Below are 21,388 nucleotides of genomic sequence, written 5' to 3'. Positions count from 1 at the left end.
ATATTGATATGTAAATACACCAAGCATGGAACCGCAACAGTCATACTACACAGCACATACGGATTTTGAGTATCCGGAAGAAGGGCAGGAGCAGGAAAACGAATTTCGGGAACGCGCCCTTGAAATGATCCGGATCATGTCCCTGGCCCTGTATCACGTCATTAACAGCCGCACTCCCAATGTCACCGCATTCGGCGTGGCATACGCTCTGGGGTTGACGTCTGTGCTCGGAAATGAACGCATGGCCCAGAGGGCGCGGAAACTGGGCGTGCATAAAGCGGCCATTTCCCGCGCTGCTTCCAAATTCCTTGCTGAGAGCGGACTCCCGCCCTCCCTGATGATGCAGCAGACGGAACATGCGGCCATGAAGCGCCGCCCTGTCAAAAAGCTGGAGGCACCGCGGAAAAAGACGCCGGAACAAATCATGAAAGCATACGGCACGGGAAAGAAACGTTTTGAGGAAAACCAGATGATTCTGGATCTGTTCAAAGCCTGAATCCTTCCGGTTCACCCGGGTGAAGGATTTCCCACATGATACGGGCGCAAGCTTCCCGGATGGTACAGCCTGATTGCTGGATGATCGGCTCATAAAAATCCTTCTGTCCGCAGTGGACGGCGGACACATGCCGGGCCAGCTTCGCCAGTTTTGATAACTGGTAGGAGTCGCACGTACGGATTCCGATCAGGTATTTCCCGCCCTGGAACTCAATCACGTCGGCGCCCTTGCGCCCGTACAGGTACAGGGCCAGCAAGGAAACGGTCACGTCCTCCGGGTAGGTTTGGTCATGGCGTACCGGGAATTCCAGCGTCACCAGGACATCAAGAGCATCATTGATGAATTTCCGCGTCACCCAGTAGCATACACCGGACCAGGCGAACGGCACGGCGCACTGGTAGCCTCCCGCAAGCTTCCTGCGCTCAAACAACGATTTCCGGATTTCGTTCAGGGACATCAACAGCGCATCAGCATCAATCTTGATCACGGGTTCCCGGCCCGGAATATCCTGCATGCAGGAAAGCATGCCGCGGACACATTCAAGGCCGTTCAGGTTCTTGTTGCGCTCAAAATAGGTCTTCTTGTAAATGATGTCCTTCCCCTTGGGGATGTCCTTTTTTGTGAGCGGGGCTTTCCCATCGTCAAACAGGTAAATCATGCAATCAGGGTCAACCTTGCGGATTTGCCCGACACATAATTCAAGACATTTATAGTCTTCCCGGTAGCAAAATATAGCGTAATTCATTTATCTTTAATTTATTGGTTCGTATTGATTTGAAGATTTATTCCATTCTCCTTGTTGGATATAGATTTTTTCATTATCGTTTCTCTTTAAACGCAATGCGTGATCACTATCACACGCAAGCACAGTCCATGAATCACTGATAAGACCGTCGGAGCCGTCGCTAGTCGTATCTGCATGGAGTTCAACGGAAAGCGCATCTCCCACCATTACAAAATGGGCCTTTACCCCGTTTGCGGGCTCGCTCCAATTCCGGTCGTAATCAAAAACGACATAGCCACTACTGGTTTTCCGCAATGGTTTTTCAAATTTTAAATTCTCGCCAACAGCCAAGGAATCCGCGTTCAAGCTTATATCAAGCTGTCCTCCCGTCTTGGTTAATTTGTACTTGATGCCGTTGGACGTTTCATGTTCCGTTTGGTCCAGCTTGAGAGATACGCTCCTGCCGGTGATTTCAATGGGGTCTTGCCCCGTATAGTCGGGGCGTTCATCCTTGATTCTCACGCCAAGCCTAACCGGCCCTTCCTCCGCGCCGCCCTGCCCTTTCCCCTTTTTCTGGACAAGCCACACTTTCAGATTGCTATCAGCATCAATGTTTTCTTCTTCGCTGGATGATTCAATGTTTAGTGTCAGTTCGTTTTCCTCTTCGACTTCCTTGAGTTCCAAGGCGCATAAGGGGTCCGTCTTAAGCTTGTATTTTTTGAATTCCCATTTGATTACATCCCAGTTGATGAAGGTAATGCCTTTGTGCTTGTAAATAATGGATTTATCACGTTCCTCAAACTCACCTACGACAATGTAAGCTTCCCCGTCTTCCGGCTCTGGAACCTCATTCCCCTTTTCCAGGATAGCGGTATATGCCTCCCAGGTGTCCGTGTCATACGTAACATGCACCCACACTTTTTCCCCTGCCTTAAAAGAGGCTTCATACTCGCTGATCTCTATATCTTCATTTTTCAGCAGTATCTTCTTTTCTTCCTCATTATCAGTATCTTGTTCCTCTTTATAGGCATTCAAAAGGAGCCCTCCAGAGACCTTGCCGGAAAGGGATGCCTCCGCGTCATCCGTGATTTCCACCAAATCAAAGGCCAGGGGGCGTGAACCGCGCTGATAAGGGGCAATGGAAACGTTCTGGCCGCCACCGCCGCGCATGGACGTTTTGCCATGCGTAGCAGCATTGAGGGCGTTTGTAAGGGCGTTGGCCCAATCCGCCTTGATAGGGTCTCCCTTAGTGATGTTATCCATTTTTGTATAGGTCCGTTGACCAGCCTCCGGGATTGGATTGCGTATATTCTTCCGTGATCTCGTATTCCCTGTTACCTACCTTGTGGATGGAGTACCGGGTAAAGAGATAATTGAGCTTATACCCTTGTACTTCCGTTGCGCCTCCAAACTCGCTGCCCTGGACAATCTTTCCCACGCGCTCCACCTTGGACGGATCCACGCGGCGCGCTGTATAGGTTTTCGTGATGACCGTATTGTTCTGCGAAATTTTTTTGTAACCGAGTGTGATATATGGGGTAATCGGGGTAACGGGGAGTTGAATATGCCCCGGCGTTTCGTCTTTCTCGCATTTAAGCCGGTACTGGCCGTTGCTGCACAAGACAAGCCCCCCGGACAGGTAAACGGCCAGAGTTCTCATATCATCCTCTGAATATTTATTGTTCCCGTTCGTGTCCCGCAACTTGTAATAGCTCAATATGGGCTCAAGCGTCATGTTCGAGCGGTCGCTGATCTTGACCTTGTACTTTTCCTTCGCGTCGTCGGGATTATCCGGGTTGTCTGGATTGATGGGGTTGCCGTCTTCATCCTCATTGGTATCTCCGGACGGGTAAGAGTACGTTACCGTCACCTTGTAATGCGTTGCGGAATGCAAGGCGATCTTGTAACCCGTCGCCATCATGCCGGGGGCATTGGGATTGGTCGCCATGGCCGCCCACTTGGGGCGCTGGAACCCTGCAATGGGTACAATTTGGGATTGTGAAACGGTGCGGTTGACTCTGTACGCTACAGCGCCCTGCTGGCTAGCAGCACTCGGCGCAACGTCCGCCCTGATTCGTAAATCGTTTGTCCAGGTCATCATTCAAATAATCAAAACGCCTTCTTCCAAAACCTGGGAAAAAGATTGCGTGGTTTCCGTCTTTCTCCCGTAGGGGTTGTTATCCTCTCCCATCTTCACAAAATTGCCACCGCCCGCGGAAATCAATGACTGAAGGGCGGCATCCGGGCCCTTCCCTTCCGTGGTCGTGATAGAATAGGAACAACACCTTTTATAGTAGTCAGTTATTCCTTTATTTATTACTTTGTTGAACAGGTCAGAAAGTTCCTTTGAGTACTTCACGCCCCCCAGGCCGAAATCATACGGGTCTTTCCTTTTCAGCTTGGAGTCAATTTTCAGGGATTCAATATCCACACGGCCCGACATGATCGCTTCATAGGCTTTCCGCAGGTCCGGATTGTTCTGAAACATGGGCTTGAAATCCGGGTGGTCAAAAATGCTCTTGCTCGTTACGCCAGCCGTAAATTCCCAAGTGGTTTTTGTATCCTTGGGGTCAAAATCAAAGGGGTCCGGGTCATCAGGGTCCGGGTCTGGATTATCCGGATCATCTTCTTGAGGGGCTTCTTTTTTGAAGGTACAGACCGTTTTCCACAAGTCAGCAATCTGCGAGTGCTCATAGTTGGATAAGATCAAATCCGTAAAACCGGGAACATGGCAATGCAGGGTGTAAGGAGGCGTGAATTTTTCCCCAGGGGGCGCCACGTAAGAAACACTTGCCGACCATGCCCCATCATCAGACATGGACGCATCAAAATCGCCTTGCCATCCGTACCCGCCTGTGTGTTTAATATCCTTGTTCATGTCAGCTAAAGAGGGCAACACCGCCTTTCTCGGCCTTTTCCGCAATCGTCCTGAGGTATCCGTTGGAAGTCTGCACTTCCTTTGTGAGGGAGTCCACGGCAGCGGAAAGGCCGGCATCCCCCTTTCCCACCAGGCTAAAGAGGGAACCGAAACCAGACCCCACACGGGATACGCTTGAAAGCGTCTGCTGTACTGCGTCAAACCGTGTTTTAAACGCATCGGATATTTCCTGCGCCCGCGCCCTGGAATCCTCTTTTTCCTTTTTCTCCCTTTCCCTTTTGTCCTCAATCTTGTATGTCAGAGAAACCTTCTGTTCCGCCAGCCCCAGGGCGTCATGCTCATTCATGCCGCTTTTCACGAGGGATTGCATTTCCTTCCGCACATCCCGCTGCTTTTCAAGCTCACGCAGCTTCTCCTTTTCCCCAGCGAGCTCGGCCTGCATGATGGCAATTTCTTCCTGCGCATCCTGTCTCAAATCATTAACGGCTCTGTTCTTTTTATTTAATTGAGCGTTAATTTCCCGGATGGAGTCAGCCACGGATAACAGCTTTTCATATCTCGTGGCTGCATTAAAATCTAAAGCTCCTGCTTGGAATTCTTTTTCAAGTAATTTCAATTCCTCTTCCAAATCATCCAAGGAAATATGTTGAACAGCGGCTAATTCGTCTTCAAGCTGTTTCTTTAGACCATCGACTGATAAATCATCTTGTTTCTTTTTTGGCTTCTGCTTATGTACTTTATCCCTTGCGGCATTAAGCTTATCTATTGCATCACTCAAATCTGCTGTAGCTTTTGCCTCCTTTCTGTTTTTTTCAATAATTTCATCAATGGCATCCTCCTCGTCGCCAAGTAAAATAACCCCTCTTCTGATTTGATAAAGTAAGTCATCTCTGAGGGTCAATTCTTCTTTCAATGCTTCTATTCTCTCTCCGACTTCTTGACCTCCATGCTTCCCTTTTCCTCCCGTAGCAGAAAGATAACGTTGAGCTGCTCCAATTTGATTCACAAGCTCTTTTCTTTCACTTTCCAACTGTTCTAAGACAGCATCAATATCTTCCCTGCTTTTTGCAGTAGTAACAGCGTCTAATGAAGCCTCAAAAGGTTGTGAAAATTCAGAAAGCTTTTTTAACCTCATCTCATACTCGTTCACATCTGCAATACTCTCCTTCCAATCCCGCCCGTCTCGGATAGCTCTAATAGAATGAATATACTGCTCAATTATATATTGAAATCCCCCTACTACCTTTTCCGAGGAAGAAAGATTTTTTTCATTTACAGAATAAAACCTGAAATTAGCTGCAGAAGCAGCTTCTATCTTTGCCGTTAAAACTTGAAAAGAATCTGCCAAGTTGAGTACTTTATCACTCATCAGATCCCCCATAGCATTTTCAAAAGTAGCCTTGAGCGTTTCCCATGAACCGATGGTCGTATTAGACAATGCGGAATTCTTCCCGGAAAATTCCGCGTCACGCATTCTCTTCATGGCGTTCACGTACTGATCAGCGGAAATTTCCCGCTTCTTGGCGAGCTCAACAACCTGTCTTTCCGCCACGCCCATTTCTTCCGCCAAAGCCTTGATAATGGGAATGCCCTGATTCTGCAGCTGGTTAATGGCCCGTGAGTCGGCAAATCCGTTTGCCATCACCTTCGCCCATGAATTGGAAAGCTGCTCTGCAGAAATCTTTCCGGACGCGGCAATATCTGCAAAAACTTCCGACCAGCTCATGATAGCCGTATTATTTGTCCGAAAATGCATGGCCAGGTTTTGAGCGGCTTTCCCTAAATCGTCCAGGCTAACAACGCCATTTGCCGCCAGATGATCAAGCTGGGACTGCAAATCCCTGGCCGACTCAATATTTTTTGTATAGGAAGATAACTGTACCGCCATGTATTCATCATCCATCGCGTCATTGATTCCTGTTTTGACAGCGCTCCATGCCGCCCCAAATCCTGCCGCGGCAGCGCCGGCAGCCGTAATTGCAGGCAATAACTTCTTGAAAGACGCCCCCAATCCCTCTACGTCAGCCTTACCGCCCTTAGCAACACGCATATTTGCCGCCTGCCCCGAGGTCTCGCGGATCTTTTCCTTAATGTTCTCCAGTTCTTTGAGCAATTCCGAAGAATCTCCGGAGAATTTAAACTTTACGGCACTCATTCTTCAACATCAACAGGCTTGTTAAACAGAGCGTCCAAACGCTCCAAATCAGCATGATCCACCTTCCGGGCATGGGTGTAATAACAGCTTACGCCATTTGCAACACATTCGCTCATTAGGAACTGCAGGATCATGCTGTAGGGAATATCATATTTAATGTAATTTAAGGGATAGCCCGTTTTCGACGCAATCGCCCAAACCACCTGGATAAAATAGTCCGGCCTGTCCCCTCCCGTTTTTTTTTGGAGTCCTCAACAGTAAAAGCGGCTTCATCAACCTGCTGCGCCTGCATACCTACCAGGGATGAAATACGCTGCATTTCATCAGGGCTTAATTCATATTTGAATCTTCGGACGGCTTCCTTAAACGCATCAAGGCTCATGGACTCAAGCGTTTCAATATCCTCCGTATGAATATAAATATATTCCACAATGCAGCCCAGATTCATGCTCCCGTCCATGAATCCACAGTTAAACCGCTGCATCAGCTCCATGCTCCCAATAGACAGGGGACGGAGCTTCAAGGCTTTTTCCTCATCTTTCATCATATTCCAACACTCAAGAGTTCAAACGCCCCATGATTTCCATTTTATCCTCTTCCGGACAATTCTCCGGAATTAAGGCGACCTTCTCCCCATCCCTGGAACGGATACAGGCTATTTTCCGGAATCGGGAAAGGCCAGACAGAATGCCGCGGCGGCAATCAAAGGCCGCCTTGACCAGGGCAAACGGATCTTCCGGATTGTTCTTCACAAAATCAGGATCCTTCCACTTCCTGATCATTTCCCGCGTCTCCAGGGTATCCGTAAAATAAAAAACCTTCCGTTCTCCCCGGTCTGTAATGATTATCTCCGCCCGCTTGGCGATAGGGGCTGTAGCAGCGAGCAAAGCGCTGGCGAGATTAATATCTTCAATATTGATTATATTATTCATGTTCTGTCTATTATATTATTTTTTGTTTGAGGGGAGGGGAGGCGTGAAGCTCACCTCCCCTTAAATTTGTCATTCGGAAGCAATATCCGGATTCAGAGCAACGATATTAGGACCATAAGTAGCTTTAACCGTGAAACTCCTATAATTCTGCGTCTCCATCTTCACATCCACGCTCTTGCAAATGGCCTTAGTCACCTTTGCCGGAATTTCTTCACCGGAATTCTTGATGCAGAGATTCAAGACATCAGCATGCACATCAACAATATCGCCAATGTGGGGCACTTCCGTGCCAGTCTTTCTCATATAGGCTTCCCAGGTAATTTCACAGCGGGAATCATAAAGCGTGTTCCCCTCCATCAATCCCTTGTCCCCAGTAAGTTCTACATCACCTTTGGCCGACCATGAATAACTAACGGAAGAAATGATTGCTCCGAATTCCTGTTCACCGGAATAATTGAGCCCGAAAATACCTTCTCCGTGCTGGATAAAATCAGATGCTTTTGCCATACAAATGGCCGTGCGTTGCGCTTCCGGCTGCTCCACCACCATTTCCCGCTTGACAAAATCGCAGAATGAGGCATATTGAAGGCGTATTAGTTCCGAACAATTCACATGTTCACCTCTAAATCAAACCCCCCGGAGTGGCTGCTCCGAGGGGTTTTTCCTTTAGTTGAACAGAACTATCAGAAGTTCAATCAACCGTTGTATTAGTTCCTGTTGTCTCACATATTACACCTCCTTTTTTAATCCGGGACCAACCCGGCACGTGCATAATACAGAAATCCGTATCTTTTTGCAATATATTTCTACGGATAAATTTTATATATTAGATTGATTATCAAAATAGTATAAAACTATCTTTCAATATAACGCAATGTCCAAGTAGTTACCCAGTCATCATCATCCAGCGTAGCCGAATAATCCGTAATATTGAAAAAATCACACTGTTCACCACAATCCAGCCGGAATAACGTCTCCACAAGGGTTCTTTCCATTTCCGAATCAGACCGGTTATTGATCAGAATCATGGAAAGCGTATATTCCCTGGCGGGCAAAGGCGCCCAAGGCTGAGTATACCCGGCCATGCCTATGACGACGCAGGGCTTCCGTTCTATGTCGCTGTTACTCCCGGCTTTGTAGACAGTAAACCCGGAATTCCTCAAATGACTGATGACACGATCCATAATCATACCCTGTTTCTCCTTTGCCACTCATGGTGCAATTTCAAGTTCGTGGCCTGCAATGCCTTGGTTTGGACAAACGGTACAAGCGCCTTAAGCATAGCCTCCGAGGCATAAGACAGATTATTTTCAATTTCGATACCTCCATCAGGCAACTTCTTGATTGTCCCGTTTTTCCCATGCCGCGCAATCCATTGAGGCGCACGAGCAGCCCATCCATAAGAAGTATTAATCAGCCACCCTGATTTTGCCTTCCCGATATGCTTGAATACCTTATTCTTATAGTTCTCCGTACTCTTTCTATTGAGCACGACATTCCCAGTAAAGGAGGACACACGACCATTCTTCCGGGCAGAAGTATGAAATTCCGGGCTGTAACTCTGATAAAAGCGCACAACCTGCCCAAAAACATCCGTCGCCACTTCGGCAGCCTTTTGAGGATCTGCCTTTAAAGAAAGCATGCCGGCAACCTGTCTTGCCCTTTTTATGTCTCTTTCCTTTAGTTGGTTGATAAACGATCCAACACCGCGCCCGGCGCGGGAAACGTCCCGGCTGACAGCCCCTTCCCCGGATTTTCTTCCGGAAACCTTTGATTTGCGATTTTTTCCCAGCGGAAGAGTGGCGTTAAAGCACATCCCGCTAGCGGTATTGTAGGCAAGCAACGTAGTATATAAATTTCCGAAACGCTCAATATTCGTTTTCGCCTTTTTCAAGGCGCTATCCATTCCTTTCACATCTATCCGGACTTCCATGCTACTCATATAAATCGGCTGATAAAGTTAATACCTTGTAAACACAATTACTTGTGACGGCGGTAATCTTGAATTTCATCCCTTCGCACCCCACACGCCCCCCAATCTGAAAAGCGTCCCCTGTCTGGATGTGAATGATGCGGTCCCGCTGGTTGCAATACCCTCCTTCCTGGCGTTCAATGGTTATGTCCCGGGAATTCATGTACCCCCGGTACGTCTGGCCATTGTAGACAATTTCTGTCTGTGGCAATACCCGGTTAATACTCCGGTGAGCAACGTTGGCAGCCTCTGTGAATCTCATACAAATGGCGGTGCGTTGCACAAAAAACCGCCCCGGACAAATCCGGGACGGTAAACACCAGCATGAATACAAAGAAAATCAGCCTTCATCTGACGCAACAGCAGCGGCAACGTATCCTTTCACCTTGTCAGCCTCGAGAATCTTTGCCCCGAACATCAGGCCCAGAGAAGCCCATTCCGCGCGAGTTTTCAAATCAAGCCAAGTGCAAAACAGGATAGAAAGACCAGCAAGACCTTCCACCTGAATGACCTCGGAATGGATATCATCCTTGAAAGCCTCGTCGATCTCCGGAAGGGCGGAACCAACAGCAACCGCACCTCCATCATAGGAAATACCGACTACGTTATCAGCAAAGACGGAGGTCTTGACCTTATGGATGGAATCAAATCCGTAAGCGCCTCCATCAAGCCGGAATTCCGTCGTATTTTCCGGAAGAATAGCTCGGTAATAATCAGGCGCCAGCAAAAGGCGAGGTTCGTCGGATTCTACGTCTCCGCTGAGGTTGATGCACTTACGCTTTGTGAAAGCGTCAGCCGTACCGATAACCTTGGCTCCATCCGCTGTAACAAGGGAAAGTATGCGCTTGTTCAAGTTATTGGCAAACGCCGTAGCGTTCGTTTTTGCCAAATCCGCCAATTTCCACCCATTCCGCTTTTCGGCGGGCGTAATGCGCCAGGGTTGATGGAGTTCAGTAAGTGACAGGGGGATTAAATCCCCTTCATTTTCTTTATCCATCTGGTAATCAGAAGGGTTTTCAGTAATATTTCCGGCGGCTTTTACATTCTTGAATTTAATCTCGGAAGCATACTCCATTCGGAAATCCTTCTTAAAGTATTCCAGCGGAGCCAGAGCCTTACGCAAAGAAGAAATGACTTCACTGTGAATAACTATCTTGTGAGCATCTGAAAGAGCCATAATTCTAAAAAATGGTTTTAATCGTTAATATTGTTATTGATTACTTGCAAAGTTTTACCAACTCATCCTTATGAGCAGCATAAAACTTCCTCTGTTCCTCTCCGGAAAGAGCTGAGTACTGCTCCAGGATAGAGGAGTTTTCTTCACCGTCTTCCGGCTTATCCACTACGGCTTTATGTCCCATACCAGCCACCATTTCAGCGGCCTTCTGGCTCGCCTTCGTATCGGCTTCTTCCTCAAGCTGGTTTTTCTTGAGGGCAACGGATGCGTGGAGCTTGACATTCTCCTTTTCCAGGGCTTCGACACGCTCACAAAGAGCTTTAATAGAGGATTGGATTTCTTTAATCCCATCCTTTATTTCTGCCCCAAAAGAGGCAAGCTCTTGTTTGAGCGCATCAACGATATTTTGATCAGACTTGAATAGTGCCATACTTATGGCAAAACCGTTGCGTTTTCATACCACTCCAGGAAAATCGACCCAGGGTATTACATCATCAATCAGGCCTAGGGAAACAGCATCTTCCGCCACAAAAACCTTGCCGGAAAACGCATCCGCAGATAAACCGGGACGTCCTGAAGCCACAAATTCCTGAAACCGCCCGGCGATCTTGTTGCACAAATCCCTGTAATAGGCGATTGCCTCCGTATTCATCGGGGTTTCCGGATGCTTGAAAACAGCATCATCATTCGTGATGGTCAATATTTCCTCACTCTTGGCATTCCACAGGCTGATGACCGTCCCGATACTGCCAACCAGCGCCGTTTCCGTCACGACCACTTGATCACAAGCGGAAGCCAAATAATAGGCGGCAGAGCAGCACATGCCTTTGACATAAGCCACTGTTTCCACTGGCAGAGATTTAATCAATTCTGCTGTTTCATGACAGCCTTGCACGTCACCTCCCGGAGAGTCAAAAATGAAAACAACTTCATCAATGTTCCCGGCAGCACCCTTTATTTCCTTCACGATGGACTGATAATTCGTGCCGCCCAGGACTTCATTCAACGGCACGCCGTCACCGTATAGAGGCCCAATCACGTCAATCACCAAGGATGACCCAATTACCCGCGCTTTTTGGCGTGTCTGGATGAAAAATGAGAAGTCAAAATCCGGATTCCCTGCGGCTTTCGGTTCCAGGCTCTTCCGCTGGCGAATCTTCGTCAGCCATGCAGTTTCTTCACAATATAACGGTTTCATCACATTAAAACTTCCTGATATAATCCGGAGAGATTTCTACTCCAAATTCTGCTTCAGCTTCACGGCGCAACTTCTCCGCAATGGCGGCTTCCCTGGCACGTATTCTCAAATGGTCCTCAACCTGCGTTCCGTTTTCCTCACAGATTTCTGTGAGGTTTTTAATACCGGCATTGTACTCTTTCAATTGGCTGTTGGAGTCGCGGCCCATGTCTACGCTTGGACGCTTGGCGCGGCTGAACATCATGTTCCACCAGCCTTCCGCGTGCGGGATGTCCTCCCGCTGGATACCTACGGCCAAGATATACTGTACAAGCAGTCTGGCAGCATCTTCAAGCAGCGTGGCCCGATCTCGCGTGGTATTGTCAAATTTGGACAGAGACATTCTGTTCCCAACGCCGCTTGAATCCGGATTGACCACGATATCATAGGGCACACCCACCCCGGATAAAACGCCCTTCAGAAGCCGTTCTGAAAAACTCATGTAGTTCGGAGAGGGGCGCTCAATCTTCAGGGAGTCAAGGGAATCTTCAGACTTCAAAAATACAATTTGCTTATCACCAGTATTCCGGATGAGCACCTCCCCATTATTGGACGGTTTGGCATAAGCCTGCGTTATGTCAACTTCTCCCGTTTCGTTCTTTTTTACCAGGGCAATTTGTGACGCAATCTTCATGGCCCCAAGTTCGGCTGTATTGATATCATCAATGTATCGGAATTCCTTGAGGCCATGAGAGAAGAGAGGCTCGCCCCGGCAGGAGGAAAGAAAGTCGTCATCCACGATATGAAGTATTGAGGATGCCGGGATGATTTCACCTCCCCCTGGTTCGTCGCCGTCCAGCCAATAAGCGATTTCACGTCCCATGCGATTGGTTATGACGCCGTGCAGCACGTTCAATCCCTTATATTTTCCAGAGTCAATAAGGCCATTTTTAGGAGAGCAAACACGGTTTGCCCGGATAAATTGCAGTTGAGGAAACCCCGTCTTGCTTTCCGTCAACATTACAAAGCAATCCCCATCAATGTCGATGGCGGTGGAGATCAGATACAGGAGCGAGTGAAAATTCTTTCCGTTCACGCATGCAACTTTGTAAAACGCCTTGATGTACTCGTCATACTTCGCCGCAACTTCCGGATTCTTGCACAGAGATTTGAACAGAAACGCTTTCCCGATAGAGTATTCAGCCTTCATGTTCACGGCACCTTTTACAACGCCGTTGTTCTTGTACAACAGACGGGACGCGGAAATAAGGTTCTTCCGGGTAAGACTCCCGGAAAGCTGTTCCGGTTCTTTGAGATAATTCGGAAGCCGCTGCAGCCCGTCATCATAACTGCCGCTCTTGTAAATGGGGCGGCTTGAAAACGGCCGGCCGAACTGATCCAAAATCTGGACATTTCCTGCTTTCATCGAAACACTATCCTTGCAACGTTATTCCCTCCTTCAAACCGGCCATGCTCAAGAGAACGAATAGCCATCCCCAAAGCTTCCACCCATAAATCAATAGTCATGGAACCTGGCGCGAACTGGAATGAACTGTCCCCCACGTTCCCTTGAGTGATTTCCTTTCCCTGGTTTTCAATGATATCTTCAACAGCCTTATCCAAAGCTTCTTTCAAACGGGGTATGCGTTCATCAATGTCCACCGCTCCCCAGGCATAAAGAGCTTTTGCAATCCGTAACATACAAATGCGGCCCCGTTGCGTTTCCTCTACGGAAGACACGCAGGCTTTCACCTGAACCTATACTTTTCCCGTTGCATTGTTGGAATAGTTGCATGAAATTTTTCAACTCCATGCATGCAAAAACACAGATGACCCATGACCCAGTTCGGGGCTCCAAGCTCAAGGAGACTCCCTTTTTCGGTCTATTTCCAGCTCATTCCGGCCCATTATGCACCGCTTTAATGACATTCCCCCATATCCCCCACCAATGGACTACATTGCAGTTCTCCCGCTCTCTGCGTGTCCAGTATATCACGCAATCGTTATCCCCTCTCATGTGCTCAACATTATCACAATTATGAACACACTAAAAAATATATCATTGTATATAAATGCTATAAGTCCTCATAGGGCTACCACCTTTAAGAAAAAGGCCGTCTCTCCGGAGGCGGTCTTTTTTACTTTTAACGTTCCTCTGGACCAGGAAAAAGTCCGGAACTTTCCAGCAACTGCGGAGCCCTTCAAAGCGTGGACGGCACCTTTCCAAATAATCCTTCTGTTGATCTGAGGACACGGACAGTAAGAACGCAAATGCACATTTTCTCCATCCTCAACCGTAAGGGAATATTCCCGGACCTGGAAAAACGGTCAAATAGCCGCTAACAGCGCCAGACGGACCATGGGAAAAAGACAAAAGGCCTTCCCTCTTTCCGGCCCTTCCTCTTTCCCTGAAAGGAACTTGTGTCCGGACCGCCGGGATGCCAGCCCCGGTAATTCCTGAGAAACATTTTGTCAAAGGGTCCACCATATCCTTTCAGCGGGCATGAAGCATATTCCGCCGCGTGCTCATGAAGGAGCAAATTTTTGAAAGATTCTCTCCCGGCACGGCTTATACTGAAAACATGACAAGGCTTTTTCCACTCCTGGCCGGATTGCTGCTGTTCCCGGTATTTCAAACTGAAGCAGCAGAAAAATACAGCATTATTCCGGAGCCGGAGAAAACGGAGCTGAAGCGGAACGCCACCAGGACCTTGAAGCTCCTCTCCGACAAAACCTCTCCTGCCCTGGGCAAGGACGCCTACCGCCTCGCCGTCACCCCGCAGGGCGTCCACCTTGCCTCCGGCGGCAGGGAGGGCAGGATGTACGGCCTGGTCACCCTCCAGCAGCTCCAGGACCAGCTGGCGGCACAGCCGGAGGGCATCCCCTGCGGCGTCATCACGGACAAGCCGCGCTACCCGTGGCGCGGCATGATGGTGGACCCCGCCCGCCACTTCATCCCCATCAAGGACCTGAAGAAATTCGTGGACCTGATGGCCTACTACAAATTCAACAAGCTCCATGTGCACCTGACGGACAACCAGGGCTGGCGCCTGCCCGTGCCGGGCTATCCCAGACTGAAAAGCGTCGCCTCCAAGCGGGAGGAAAGCTTCGGAGACGGCATTCCCCATGAAGGAATGTACACCAGACAGGAGCTGAAAGACCTGGTGGCCTACTGTGCGGCGCGCGGCATTGAAGTCATCCCGGAGATAGACGTGCCGGGCCACAACCAGGCGTTGGCCGCCGCCTACCCCGAATTCTTCTGCTTCCCCAAACCGGACATGAAGGTACGGACAGTGGCCGGCAACAGCAAGGAACTGGTATGTCCCCAGAAGCCGGAGGTCTGGAAATTCTACGCCGCCGTCTTCAAGGAACTCAAGGACATCTTCCCGTCCAATACCGTTCACCTGGGCGGCGACGAAGCCCCCACGGAACTCTGGAAAAAATGCCCCCTGTGCCGGGAAGCCCGGACCAAGGCAGGCATGAAAGACGAACAGGAACAAATGAGGGCTTTCTTCGCCAAAATGACAGCCCTGCTCGACAAAAACGGGCAAACGCCGCAATTCTGGTATGAAGGGAACGCCGACATCTACCACCCGGGCGAAACAGTTTACGCGTGGCGGCAGGACCAGGCGCGCCAAGCCATTGAGAAAACAAAAAAGGCCGGGCTGAACCTGATTATGGCATCCAATGAATATTGTTATCTGGATTTCCCTCAATTCCCGGGACAATACAACTGGGGATGGATGCAAACCACGACCTTGCAGAAATGTTATGAACTGGATCCGGCCTTCGGCAAATCCACCGCGGAAGCAGGCCACATCCGGGGCGTGCACGCTCCCGTGTGGGCGGAACACCTTCCGGACCTGAACCACCTGCTTTACCGCGTCTATCCCCGCGCCATGGCCCTGGCGGAAGCGGGATGGTCTCCCATGGAGGTGCGTTCCTGGGAAAACTTCCAGAGGAAAGTGGCCGACCACCGCCCCTTTGTCCTCAAGCGCTTTAATTACGACTTGAAACGCACGAAGGACAATGAGCCACCCTTCCGGTGGGAAAACAAAAAGTAATTCCGCCGTTTTTCCTTATCACTCCTGATTCTCCATGATAGAATCTCTTCTGAAAAAGCCCTCCGTCATGTTTAAACTGATCTACCTCCTGGCCTGCACAGCCTTCTCTGCATCCATGGCGTGTGCCGCACCAGCAGAAAAATACAGTATTATTCCGGAGCCGGAGAAAACGGAGCTGAAGCGGAACGCCACCAGGACCTTGAAGCTTCTTTCCGACAAAACCTCTCCTGCCCTGGGCAAGGACGCCTATCAGCTCACCGTCACCCCGCAGGGAGTGCACCTCTCTTCCGGCGGGAAAGAGGGCCGTATCTACGGACTGGTCACTCTCCAGCAGCTCCAGGACCAGCTGGCGGCGCATCCGGAAGGCATTCCCTGCGGAGTCATCAAGGACAAGCCGCGCTACCCGTGGCGCGGCATGATGGTGGACCCTGCGCGCCACTTCATCCCCATCAAGGACCTGAAGAAATTCGTGGACCTGATGGCCTACTATAAATTCAACAAGCTCCAGCTCCACCTGACGGACGACCAGGGCTGGCGCCTGCCTGTGCCGGGCTATCCCAAACTGAAAAGCATCTCTTCCAAACGGGCGGAAAGCTTCGGCAACGGCACTCCCCACGAAGGAATGTACACCAGGCAGGAACTGAAAGACCTGGTGGCGTACTGCGCCGCGCGCGGCATTGAGGTCATCCCGGAAATAGACATGCCGGGCCACAACCAGGCGTTGGCCGCCGCCTATCCGGAATTCTTCTGCTTTCCAGACCACAACACGAAAGTCAGCACGACCGGCGGTGTGGGCTTGTACCTGGTATGCCCCCACAAGCCGGAAATATGGAAATTCTATGCCGCCGTCTTTGACGAGCTCAGGGACATCTTTCCGTCCACCATGGTTCACCTGGGCGGCGACGAAGCCCCGCTGGAAAAAACCTGGGAAAAATGCCCTCTCAGCGTCAAATACCGCCAGCAGAAGGGAATGAAGGACGTCCACGAGGAACTGAAGGAATTTGAAGCGAAAATGGCCTCCATGCTCGCCGCGCGCGGCAAAAAGCCCATCTTCTGGTATGAAAAGCCGTGGGCCCAGGCCAGCGTTTACCGCAAGGGAGACACCGTCTTCACCTGGCGCATGGGCTTGACGCCCTCCACCATCACGGAAACGAAAAAGCAGGGCCTTCCCCTCATCATCGCCGCCGGGGAACACTGCTATCTGGACTACCCCCAGATTCCCGGCCAGGACAACCGGGGCTGGATGCCCACCACTACGCTGGAGCAAAGCTACAAGCTGAACCCCGCCTACGGCAGGCCGGAGCAGGAAACAGACCATATCATCGGCGTTCAGGCTACCATGTGGGCGGAACAGCTCCCCACCCTGAACCACCTGCTTTACCGCACCTACCCCCGCGCCTGCGCCATTGCGGAAGCGGGCTGGTCACCAATGAACGTGCGTTCCTGGGAAAACTTCCAGCGCAAGCTGGCCGATCAGCGCCAATTTGTCCTCAAACGTTTCAACTACGATATGGAGCGCACCAAGGAAAACGAACCCCCTTTCAAATAATCCGCATTCTCTATCCATGAGCAGCACTAAATTTGCACGTCCGCACCGCCCCTCCGTAGAAGAACTGGCCCAGGGAGTCCTGGCCGGGAACCGCGCCCTGCTGGGGAGGGCCATCACCCTGGTAGAAAGCAACGCCGCTAAAGACCAGGAAGCCTCACGGGCGCTCATCTCCAAGCTCCTGCCCCATTCGGGCAATGCCGTCCGCATCGGCATCACGGGCGTTCCCGGCGCGGGCAAATCCTCCTTCATTGAAGCCTTCGGCACCTACCTGTGCAAAAAAGGCTTCAAGGTGGCCGTGCTGGCCATTGACCCGTCCTCTTCCGTTTCCCGCGGTTCCATCATGGGGGACAAAACCCGCATGGAAGAACTCTCCGGGGAGGAAAACGCCTTCATCCGCCCTTCCCCCTCCGGCGGCTCCCTGGGCGGCGTAGCCAGAAAAACGCGTGAAACCATGATCGCGTGCGAAGCCGCGGGCTTTGACATTATCCTCATTGAAACCGTCGGCGTCGGCCAGTCGGAAACCACCGTCCGTTCCATGGTGGACATCTTCATGCTCCTGCTCATCACCGGAGCCGGAGACGACCTCCAGGGCATCAAGCGCGGCATCATGGAGCTGGCGGACATCCTGGTAGTCACCAAGGACGACGGCGACAACCGCCAGCGGGCGGCGGCCCACTGCCAGGAACTGAAAATGGTGCTCCACTACCTGCAAAGCCCCACCCCCGGCTGGACGCCCTCCGTCCTCACCTGTTCCTCCCTGGAAGGGCGCGGACTGGACACTATTGAAGAAACGCTCTTCCGCTTCCGGGACAGCATGAAGGAATCCGGCTTCTGGTACAACCGCCGCCGGAACCAGTCCCTCTCATGGGTTCAGGCCCTGGTGCATGAAGCCCTGCTCACCGCCTTTGAACAGCATCCCGCCGTGGCGTCCCGCATGCCCGTTCTGGAAAACATGGTGGCCGGGGACAAGATGGACCCCGTCTCCGCCGCGCACGACCTGCTGAGCCACTTCACTTATCCCGTGCCCGGACATTGAAGAAATCCGCCAGCACCCTGGCGTACACCTCCTTCTTGAACTCCGGCAGCCACTCCAGCCTGAACCGGGCCGGGGCTATCCACCTGTAGGCGCAGAACTCCCGGTGGTCCAGGCTGGGCTCCGGAGCGTCCGCACGCAGCCGGCACAGGAAATACTCCTGCTCCTGCCCCACAAAAGGCTGCTGCCGCTTTTCGCGGACATACTCCAGCACCTCCGGCGGATAATCGTAACGATAGCCGCCCCGGGATTCCACAACATCATACTGGGACGGCAGGAACCCCACTTCCTCCCGGACTTCCCGCTTCACTGCCTCCGTGGCAGTTTCTCCCGGATCAATCCCCCCCTGAGGGAACTGCCAGGCCCCTTTCTGCCTGGAACGTTCGCAAACCAGCAGCTTTCCGTCCTCCCGGACCAACAGCCCCGCCACATTGGGACGATACAATCTTTCCATGCCTTCTTACCTAGCACAACATTCCCTGCATTTCCAGCCATGTTCTTCCACAAATTTGCTACAGGCATGTAAAAATGACTCGGATACAGACACTTTATTCTCCCCGCCAAACAACTCCGGATATAAATCACAACCCATCAGCAGGATAAGTAATATAAAAAAACAAAAGACACCCTCCCTGGTTGTGGAATTTCCTGTTAAATATCCAGAAAACTCTGGTAGTCAAACATTAACATACTGCCATTTTCCGAACATTGTTCTTTAACGGCAAGTCTATTTTCCTGCAAGGTGAAAACTGGCTGACTGGCCGCTCTTTTACTTTTCACGTCCCGTTAATAAAAACTGATCATGAAAATAAAAATCAATTATTTCGCTGCCATGTTGCTGGCAATGTTCGCAGGGGGAGGCATAGGCGCCCAGGGCGCAGAGCAGCCTAAAAAGGCGACAAGCCATACTATTGAATACAACCAAAAATTTCTCGGTGCTCATGGCCTGGACGAGAACGACAAGCAAGACTTTCAGGATGCTGAAAAGGGATTCATGGCAACCCTCAAGGACCCGAACATTAAAAACAAGGAGGGGAGGACGGTCTTTGACATCTCTGCCTTTGACTTTACCAAGGACAAACCGGCCCCTGATACGGTGAACCCGAGTTTATGGCGCGTTTCCCAGCTCAATGCCAAAAGCGGGCTGTTCAAGGTCATGGACGGCATCTACCAGATTCGCGGGTTTGATCTTTCTAACATGACCATCATCGAAGGAAAGGAAGGCCTCATCATCATTGACCCCCTCATCTCGGAAGAAACCGCAAAAGCGGGGCTTGACCTCTACTATCGGGAAGTGGAACAGCCGGAGACTGGGAAACGTCCGGTCAAGGCAGTTGTATACACGCACTCCCATGTCGACCACTTTGGCGGAGTCAAGGGAGTAACATCGGAGCAAGACGTCAAATCCGGTAAAACGCAGATACTGGCGCCGGAGGGATTCCTGAAAGAAGCCGTTTCCGAAAACGTCTATGCCGGCAATGCCATGGGGAGGCGCTCCACGTACATGTATGCGGCGCCCTTTAACAAGGGGCCGGAGGGTACCGTAGGCTCCGGCCTGGGCACCGCCAGCTCCAGCGGAACCATTACAGTCATTCCGCCTACCGATACAATCACCAAAACGGGTGAAACAAGAACGATAGACGGAGTGGAGATGGAATTCATGATGGCCCCTGGAACAGAAGCCCCTTCTGAAATGCTGATGTATCTCCCTCAATTCAAGGCGCTTTGCAGTGCGGAGGACGCGACCCACACCATGCATAACCTTTATACCCTGAGAGGAGCCAAGGTTCGGGACGCAAGCAACTGGTGGAAGGCTCTTGATGAAGCCATCCAGCGTTATGGAGACAAAACGGAAGTCTTATTCGCACAGCACCACTGGCCGAGATGGGGGAAAGAACGCATCAGCCAGTTCCTGGCCAAGGAACGCAACGGCTACAAATACATGCACGACCGGACGTTGAACCTGATTAACAAGGGATATACGCCTGTAGAAATTGCGGAAATGATCAAGCTGCCGCCGGAAATCGACAAGGAATGGTACTTCCGGGGTTATTACGGCACGCTGAACCACAACGCCAAAGCCATTTATCAACGGTACATGGGCTGGTATGACGGCAACCCGGCAAACCTGTATGCCCTGCCGCCCGTGGAAGCGGCCAAGCGCTATGTTGAACTGGCAGGAGGGGCCGACAAGATGATAGACAACGCCCAAAAAGCCTTTGACAAAGGAGACTACCGCTGGACCGCCGAAGTATTAAAGCACGTGGTTTTTGCCGATCCGCAAAACAGCAAGGCAAGAAATCTGGCGGCGGACGCGCTTGAACAGCTCGGCTACCAGGCGGAATCCGGCCCCTGGCGCAATGAATTTCTCGTCGGTGCCTACGAACTGAGAAACGGCCTGCTTCAGAACCCTCTGGATCTTGTATCCAAGGATATTCTGTCCAACCTCACGCCGGAAATGCTGTTTGACTACATGGGCATCAGTCTCAATGCCGAGAAATCCAAAGGGAAAAAGCTCGCTTTCAACTGGATAGACCAAAACGGAAAACCATACGGCTTCTGGGTTGAGGACGAAGTACTGATGTACCGAGAAGGAAAACCGGTCGATCATCCTGATGCAGTAATTACCGGAGACAAGCTCAACTTCACCCTTATTGCCATGCAGGCCATGCCCTTGAAGGAAGCCCTGGACAAAGGCATGATCAAGATCGAAGGCAATGCAGACAAGTTCCAGGAGCTGATCGGATGCATGGACAAGTTCAATGGAAACTTCAACATCATAGAACCCTGACCTTTCATTGTTATTTTTAACGAAACCGCTTTTCCCGGCACTTGGGGAAAGCGGTTTTTTCATATGTTCCCACGCAGAGTGAGGCTCTCCCCCTCTATGTTAGCATCATTTCGCCATAGCCTGCAATTTTAGTGAATATACCAAAATCCTTATCTCTTTGTATCGTTATTATTAAAATTTAGTATATCAATCGACCCATTACCGTATCCTTATCCAAATAATTCATCAAGAGTTACTATCTTTTTTCAACTGCGACATTAAGAAACGGTACCATATCTTTGTATACATTTTCTTCCTAGGTTTCGGCATGAACTCGTTCAAAGTTCTCCATAATAAATCTTCCTGTCGTCCAGCCCACCAAGCCATTTCTCTCGTATTAATTTCTTTCTACGAAAACACTAATATTATTTCTTTCTAAAAATTTGAAAATCAACAATTTT

Annotated in this window: 21 protein-coding genes; 5 read left to right on the top strand and 16 right to left on the bottom strand. The window is 50.5% G+C overall.

Annotation, left to right across the window (positions count from 1 at the left end; translation table 11 throughout):
- The first annotated feature begins 25 nt into the window (after window positions 1-25).
- On the top strand, window positions 26-496 hold the full coding sequence (locus tag M8N44_RS04005; protein WP_012420392.1) for a hypothetical protein: 471 nt from the start codon (window positions 26-28) through the stop codon (window positions 494-496).
- Here the strand turns inward: M8N44_RS04005 and M8N44_RS04000 are convergent.
- From M8N44_RS04000 to M8N44_RS03930, 15 genes are all read right to left on the bottom strand, one after another.
- A complete protein-coding gene (locus tag M8N44_RS04000; protein WP_249853017.1) occupies window positions 486-1,154 on the bottom strand; it encodes a hypothetical protein in 669 nt (222 codons plus the stop codon). The genes M8N44_RS04005 and M8N44_RS04000 overlap by 11 nt on opposite strands.
- 93 nt (window positions 1,155-1,247) lie before the next feature.
- On the bottom strand, window positions 1,248-2,483 hold the full coding sequence (locus M8N44_RS03995; protein WP_249853016.1) for a hypothetical protein: 1,236 nt from the start codon (window positions 2,481-2,483) through the stop codon (window positions 1,248-1,250).
- Entirely contained in the window at window positions 2,476-3,321 is an 846-nt protein-coding gene (locus M8N44_RS03990) for a hypothetical protein (protein ID WP_102728781.1), read from the bottom strand. Before M8N44_RS03990 ends, M8N44_RS03995 begins: the two co-directional genes overlap by 8 nt.
- Complete coding sequence (locus M8N44_RS03985) at window positions 3,322-4,098, bottom strand: hypothetical protein (protein WP_249853015.1); 777 nt, start codon at window positions 4,096-4,098, stop codon at window positions 3,322-3,324. It abuts the gene before it with no gap.
- Window position 4,099: 1 nt separating this feature from the next.
- Entirely contained in the window at window positions 4,100-6,253 is a 2,154-nt protein-coding gene (locus tag M8N44_RS03980; protein ID WP_249853014.1) for a tape measure protein, read from the bottom strand.
- 163 nt (window positions 6,254-6,416) lie between these two features.
- Window positions 6,417-6,800, bottom strand: coding sequence for a hypothetical protein (locus M8N44_RS03975; RefSeq protein WP_249853013.1), 384 nt, complete (start codon window positions 6,798-6,800; stop codon window positions 6,417-6,419).
- A gap of 10 nt (window positions 6,801-6,810) precedes the next feature.
- Window positions 6,811-7,185, bottom strand: a complete 375-nt coding sequence (locus M8N44_RS03970) for a hypothetical protein (RefSeq protein WP_012420384.1) — start codon at window positions 7,183-7,185, stop codon at window positions 6,811-6,813.
- Between the two features lie 69 nt (window positions 7,186-7,254).
- Entirely contained in the window at window positions 7,255-7,797 is a 543-nt protein-coding gene (locus tag M8N44_RS03965; protein WP_249853012.1) for a hypothetical protein, read from the bottom strand.
- A 242-nt stretch (window positions 7,798-8,039) separates the two neighbouring features.
- On the bottom strand, window positions 8,040-8,375 hold the full coding sequence (locus M8N44_RS03960) for a hypothetical protein (protein WP_249853011.1): 336 nt from the start codon (window positions 8,373-8,375) through the stop codon (window positions 8,040-8,042).
- Window positions 8,372-9,127 (bottom strand): hypothetical protein, encoded by a 756-nt coding sequence (locus tag M8N44_RS03955; RefSeq protein WP_249853010.1) that lies wholly within the window; start codon window positions 9,125-9,127, stop codon window positions 8,372-8,374. Before M8N44_RS03955 ends, M8N44_RS03960 begins: the two co-directional genes overlap by 4 nt.
- A gap of 370 nt (window positions 9,128-9,497) precedes the next feature.
- Window positions 9,498-10,334 (bottom strand): hypothetical protein, encoded by an 837-nt coding sequence (locus M8N44_RS03950; protein ID WP_249853009.1) that lies wholly within the window; start codon window positions 10,332-10,334, stop codon window positions 9,498-9,500.
- Between the two features lie 40 nt (window positions 10,335-10,374).
- Window positions 10,375-10,764, bottom strand: coding sequence for a hypothetical protein (locus tag M8N44_RS03945; protein ID WP_249853008.1), 390 nt, complete (start codon window positions 10,762-10,764; stop codon window positions 10,375-10,377).
- 24 nt (window positions 10,765-10,788) lie between these two features.
- Complete coding sequence (locus M8N44_RS03940) at window positions 10,789-11,532, bottom strand: S49 family peptidase (protein ID WP_249853007.1); 744 nt, start codon at window positions 11,530-11,532, stop codon at window positions 10,789-10,791.
- 4 nt (window positions 11,533-11,536) lie between these two features.
- Window positions 11,537-12,937, bottom strand: a complete 1,401-nt coding sequence (locus M8N44_RS03935) for a phage portal protein (RefSeq protein WP_022198864.1) — start codon at window positions 12,935-12,937, stop codon at window positions 11,537-11,539.
- Window positions 12,934-13,251 carry a hypothetical protein gene (locus M8N44_RS03930; protein WP_249853006.1) on the bottom strand — a complete coding sequence of 106 codons (318 nt, stop codon included), beginning with the start codon at window positions 13,249-13,251 and terminating at the stop codon, window positions 12,934-12,936. Before M8N44_RS03930 ends, M8N44_RS03935 begins: the two co-directional genes overlap by 4 nt.
- A gap of 842 nt (window positions 13,252-14,093) precedes the next feature.
- Here M8N44_RS03930 and M8N44_RS03925 point away from each other — a divergent pair.
- From M8N44_RS03925 to meaB, 3 genes are read left to right on the top strand one after another with little or no spacing between them, the layout of a single operon-like run.
- A complete protein-coding gene (locus tag M8N44_RS03925) occupies window positions 14,094-15,575 on the top strand; it encodes a beta-N-acetylhexosaminidase (RefSeq protein WP_102722361.1) in 1,482 nt (493 codons plus the stop codon).
- Window positions 15,576-15,609: 34 nt separating this feature from the next.
- Window positions 15,610-17,124 (top strand): beta-N-acetylhexosaminidase, encoded by a 1,515-nt coding sequence (locus tag M8N44_RS03920; RefSeq protein WP_102728776.1) that lies wholly within the window; start codon window positions 15,610-15,612, stop codon window positions 17,122-17,124.
- Between the two features lie 16 nt (window positions 17,125-17,140).
- Complete coding sequence (gene meaB / locus M8N44_RS03915; RefSeq protein ID WP_022397960.1) at window positions 17,141-18,160, top strand: methylmalonyl Co-A mutase-associated GTPase MeaB; 1,020 nt, start codon at window positions 17,141-17,143, stop codon at window positions 18,158-18,160.
- On the opposite strand, the gene M8N44_RS03910 is transcribed toward meaB, so the two are convergent.
- Complete coding sequence (locus M8N44_RS03910) at window positions 18,135-18,611, bottom strand: NUDIX domain-containing protein (protein WP_102728775.1); 477 nt, start codon at window positions 18,609-18,611, stop codon at window positions 18,135-18,137. The two genes, meaB and M8N44_RS03910, sit on opposite strands and share 26 nt — an antisense overlap.
- Window positions 18,612-18,959: 348 nt before the next feature.
- Between M8N44_RS03910 and M8N44_RS03905 the strand changes: the two genes are divergently transcribed.
- Window positions 18,960-20,948 (top strand): alkyl/aryl-sulfatase, encoded by a 1,989-nt coding sequence (locus M8N44_RS03905; protein ID WP_102722332.1) that lies wholly within the window; start codon window positions 18,960-18,962, stop codon window positions 20,946-20,948.
- Window positions 20,949-21,388 lie beyond the last annotated feature (440 nt).

Origin of the sequence: Akkermansia massiliensis (genome assembly GCF_023516715.1) — a bacterium.
Classification (GTDB): Bacteria; Verrucomicrobiota; Verrucomicrobiia; order Verrucomicrobiales; family Akkermansiaceae; genus Akkermansia; species Akkermansia massiliensis.
This window is presented reverse-complemented; position numbering and strand designations above follow the sequence as displayed.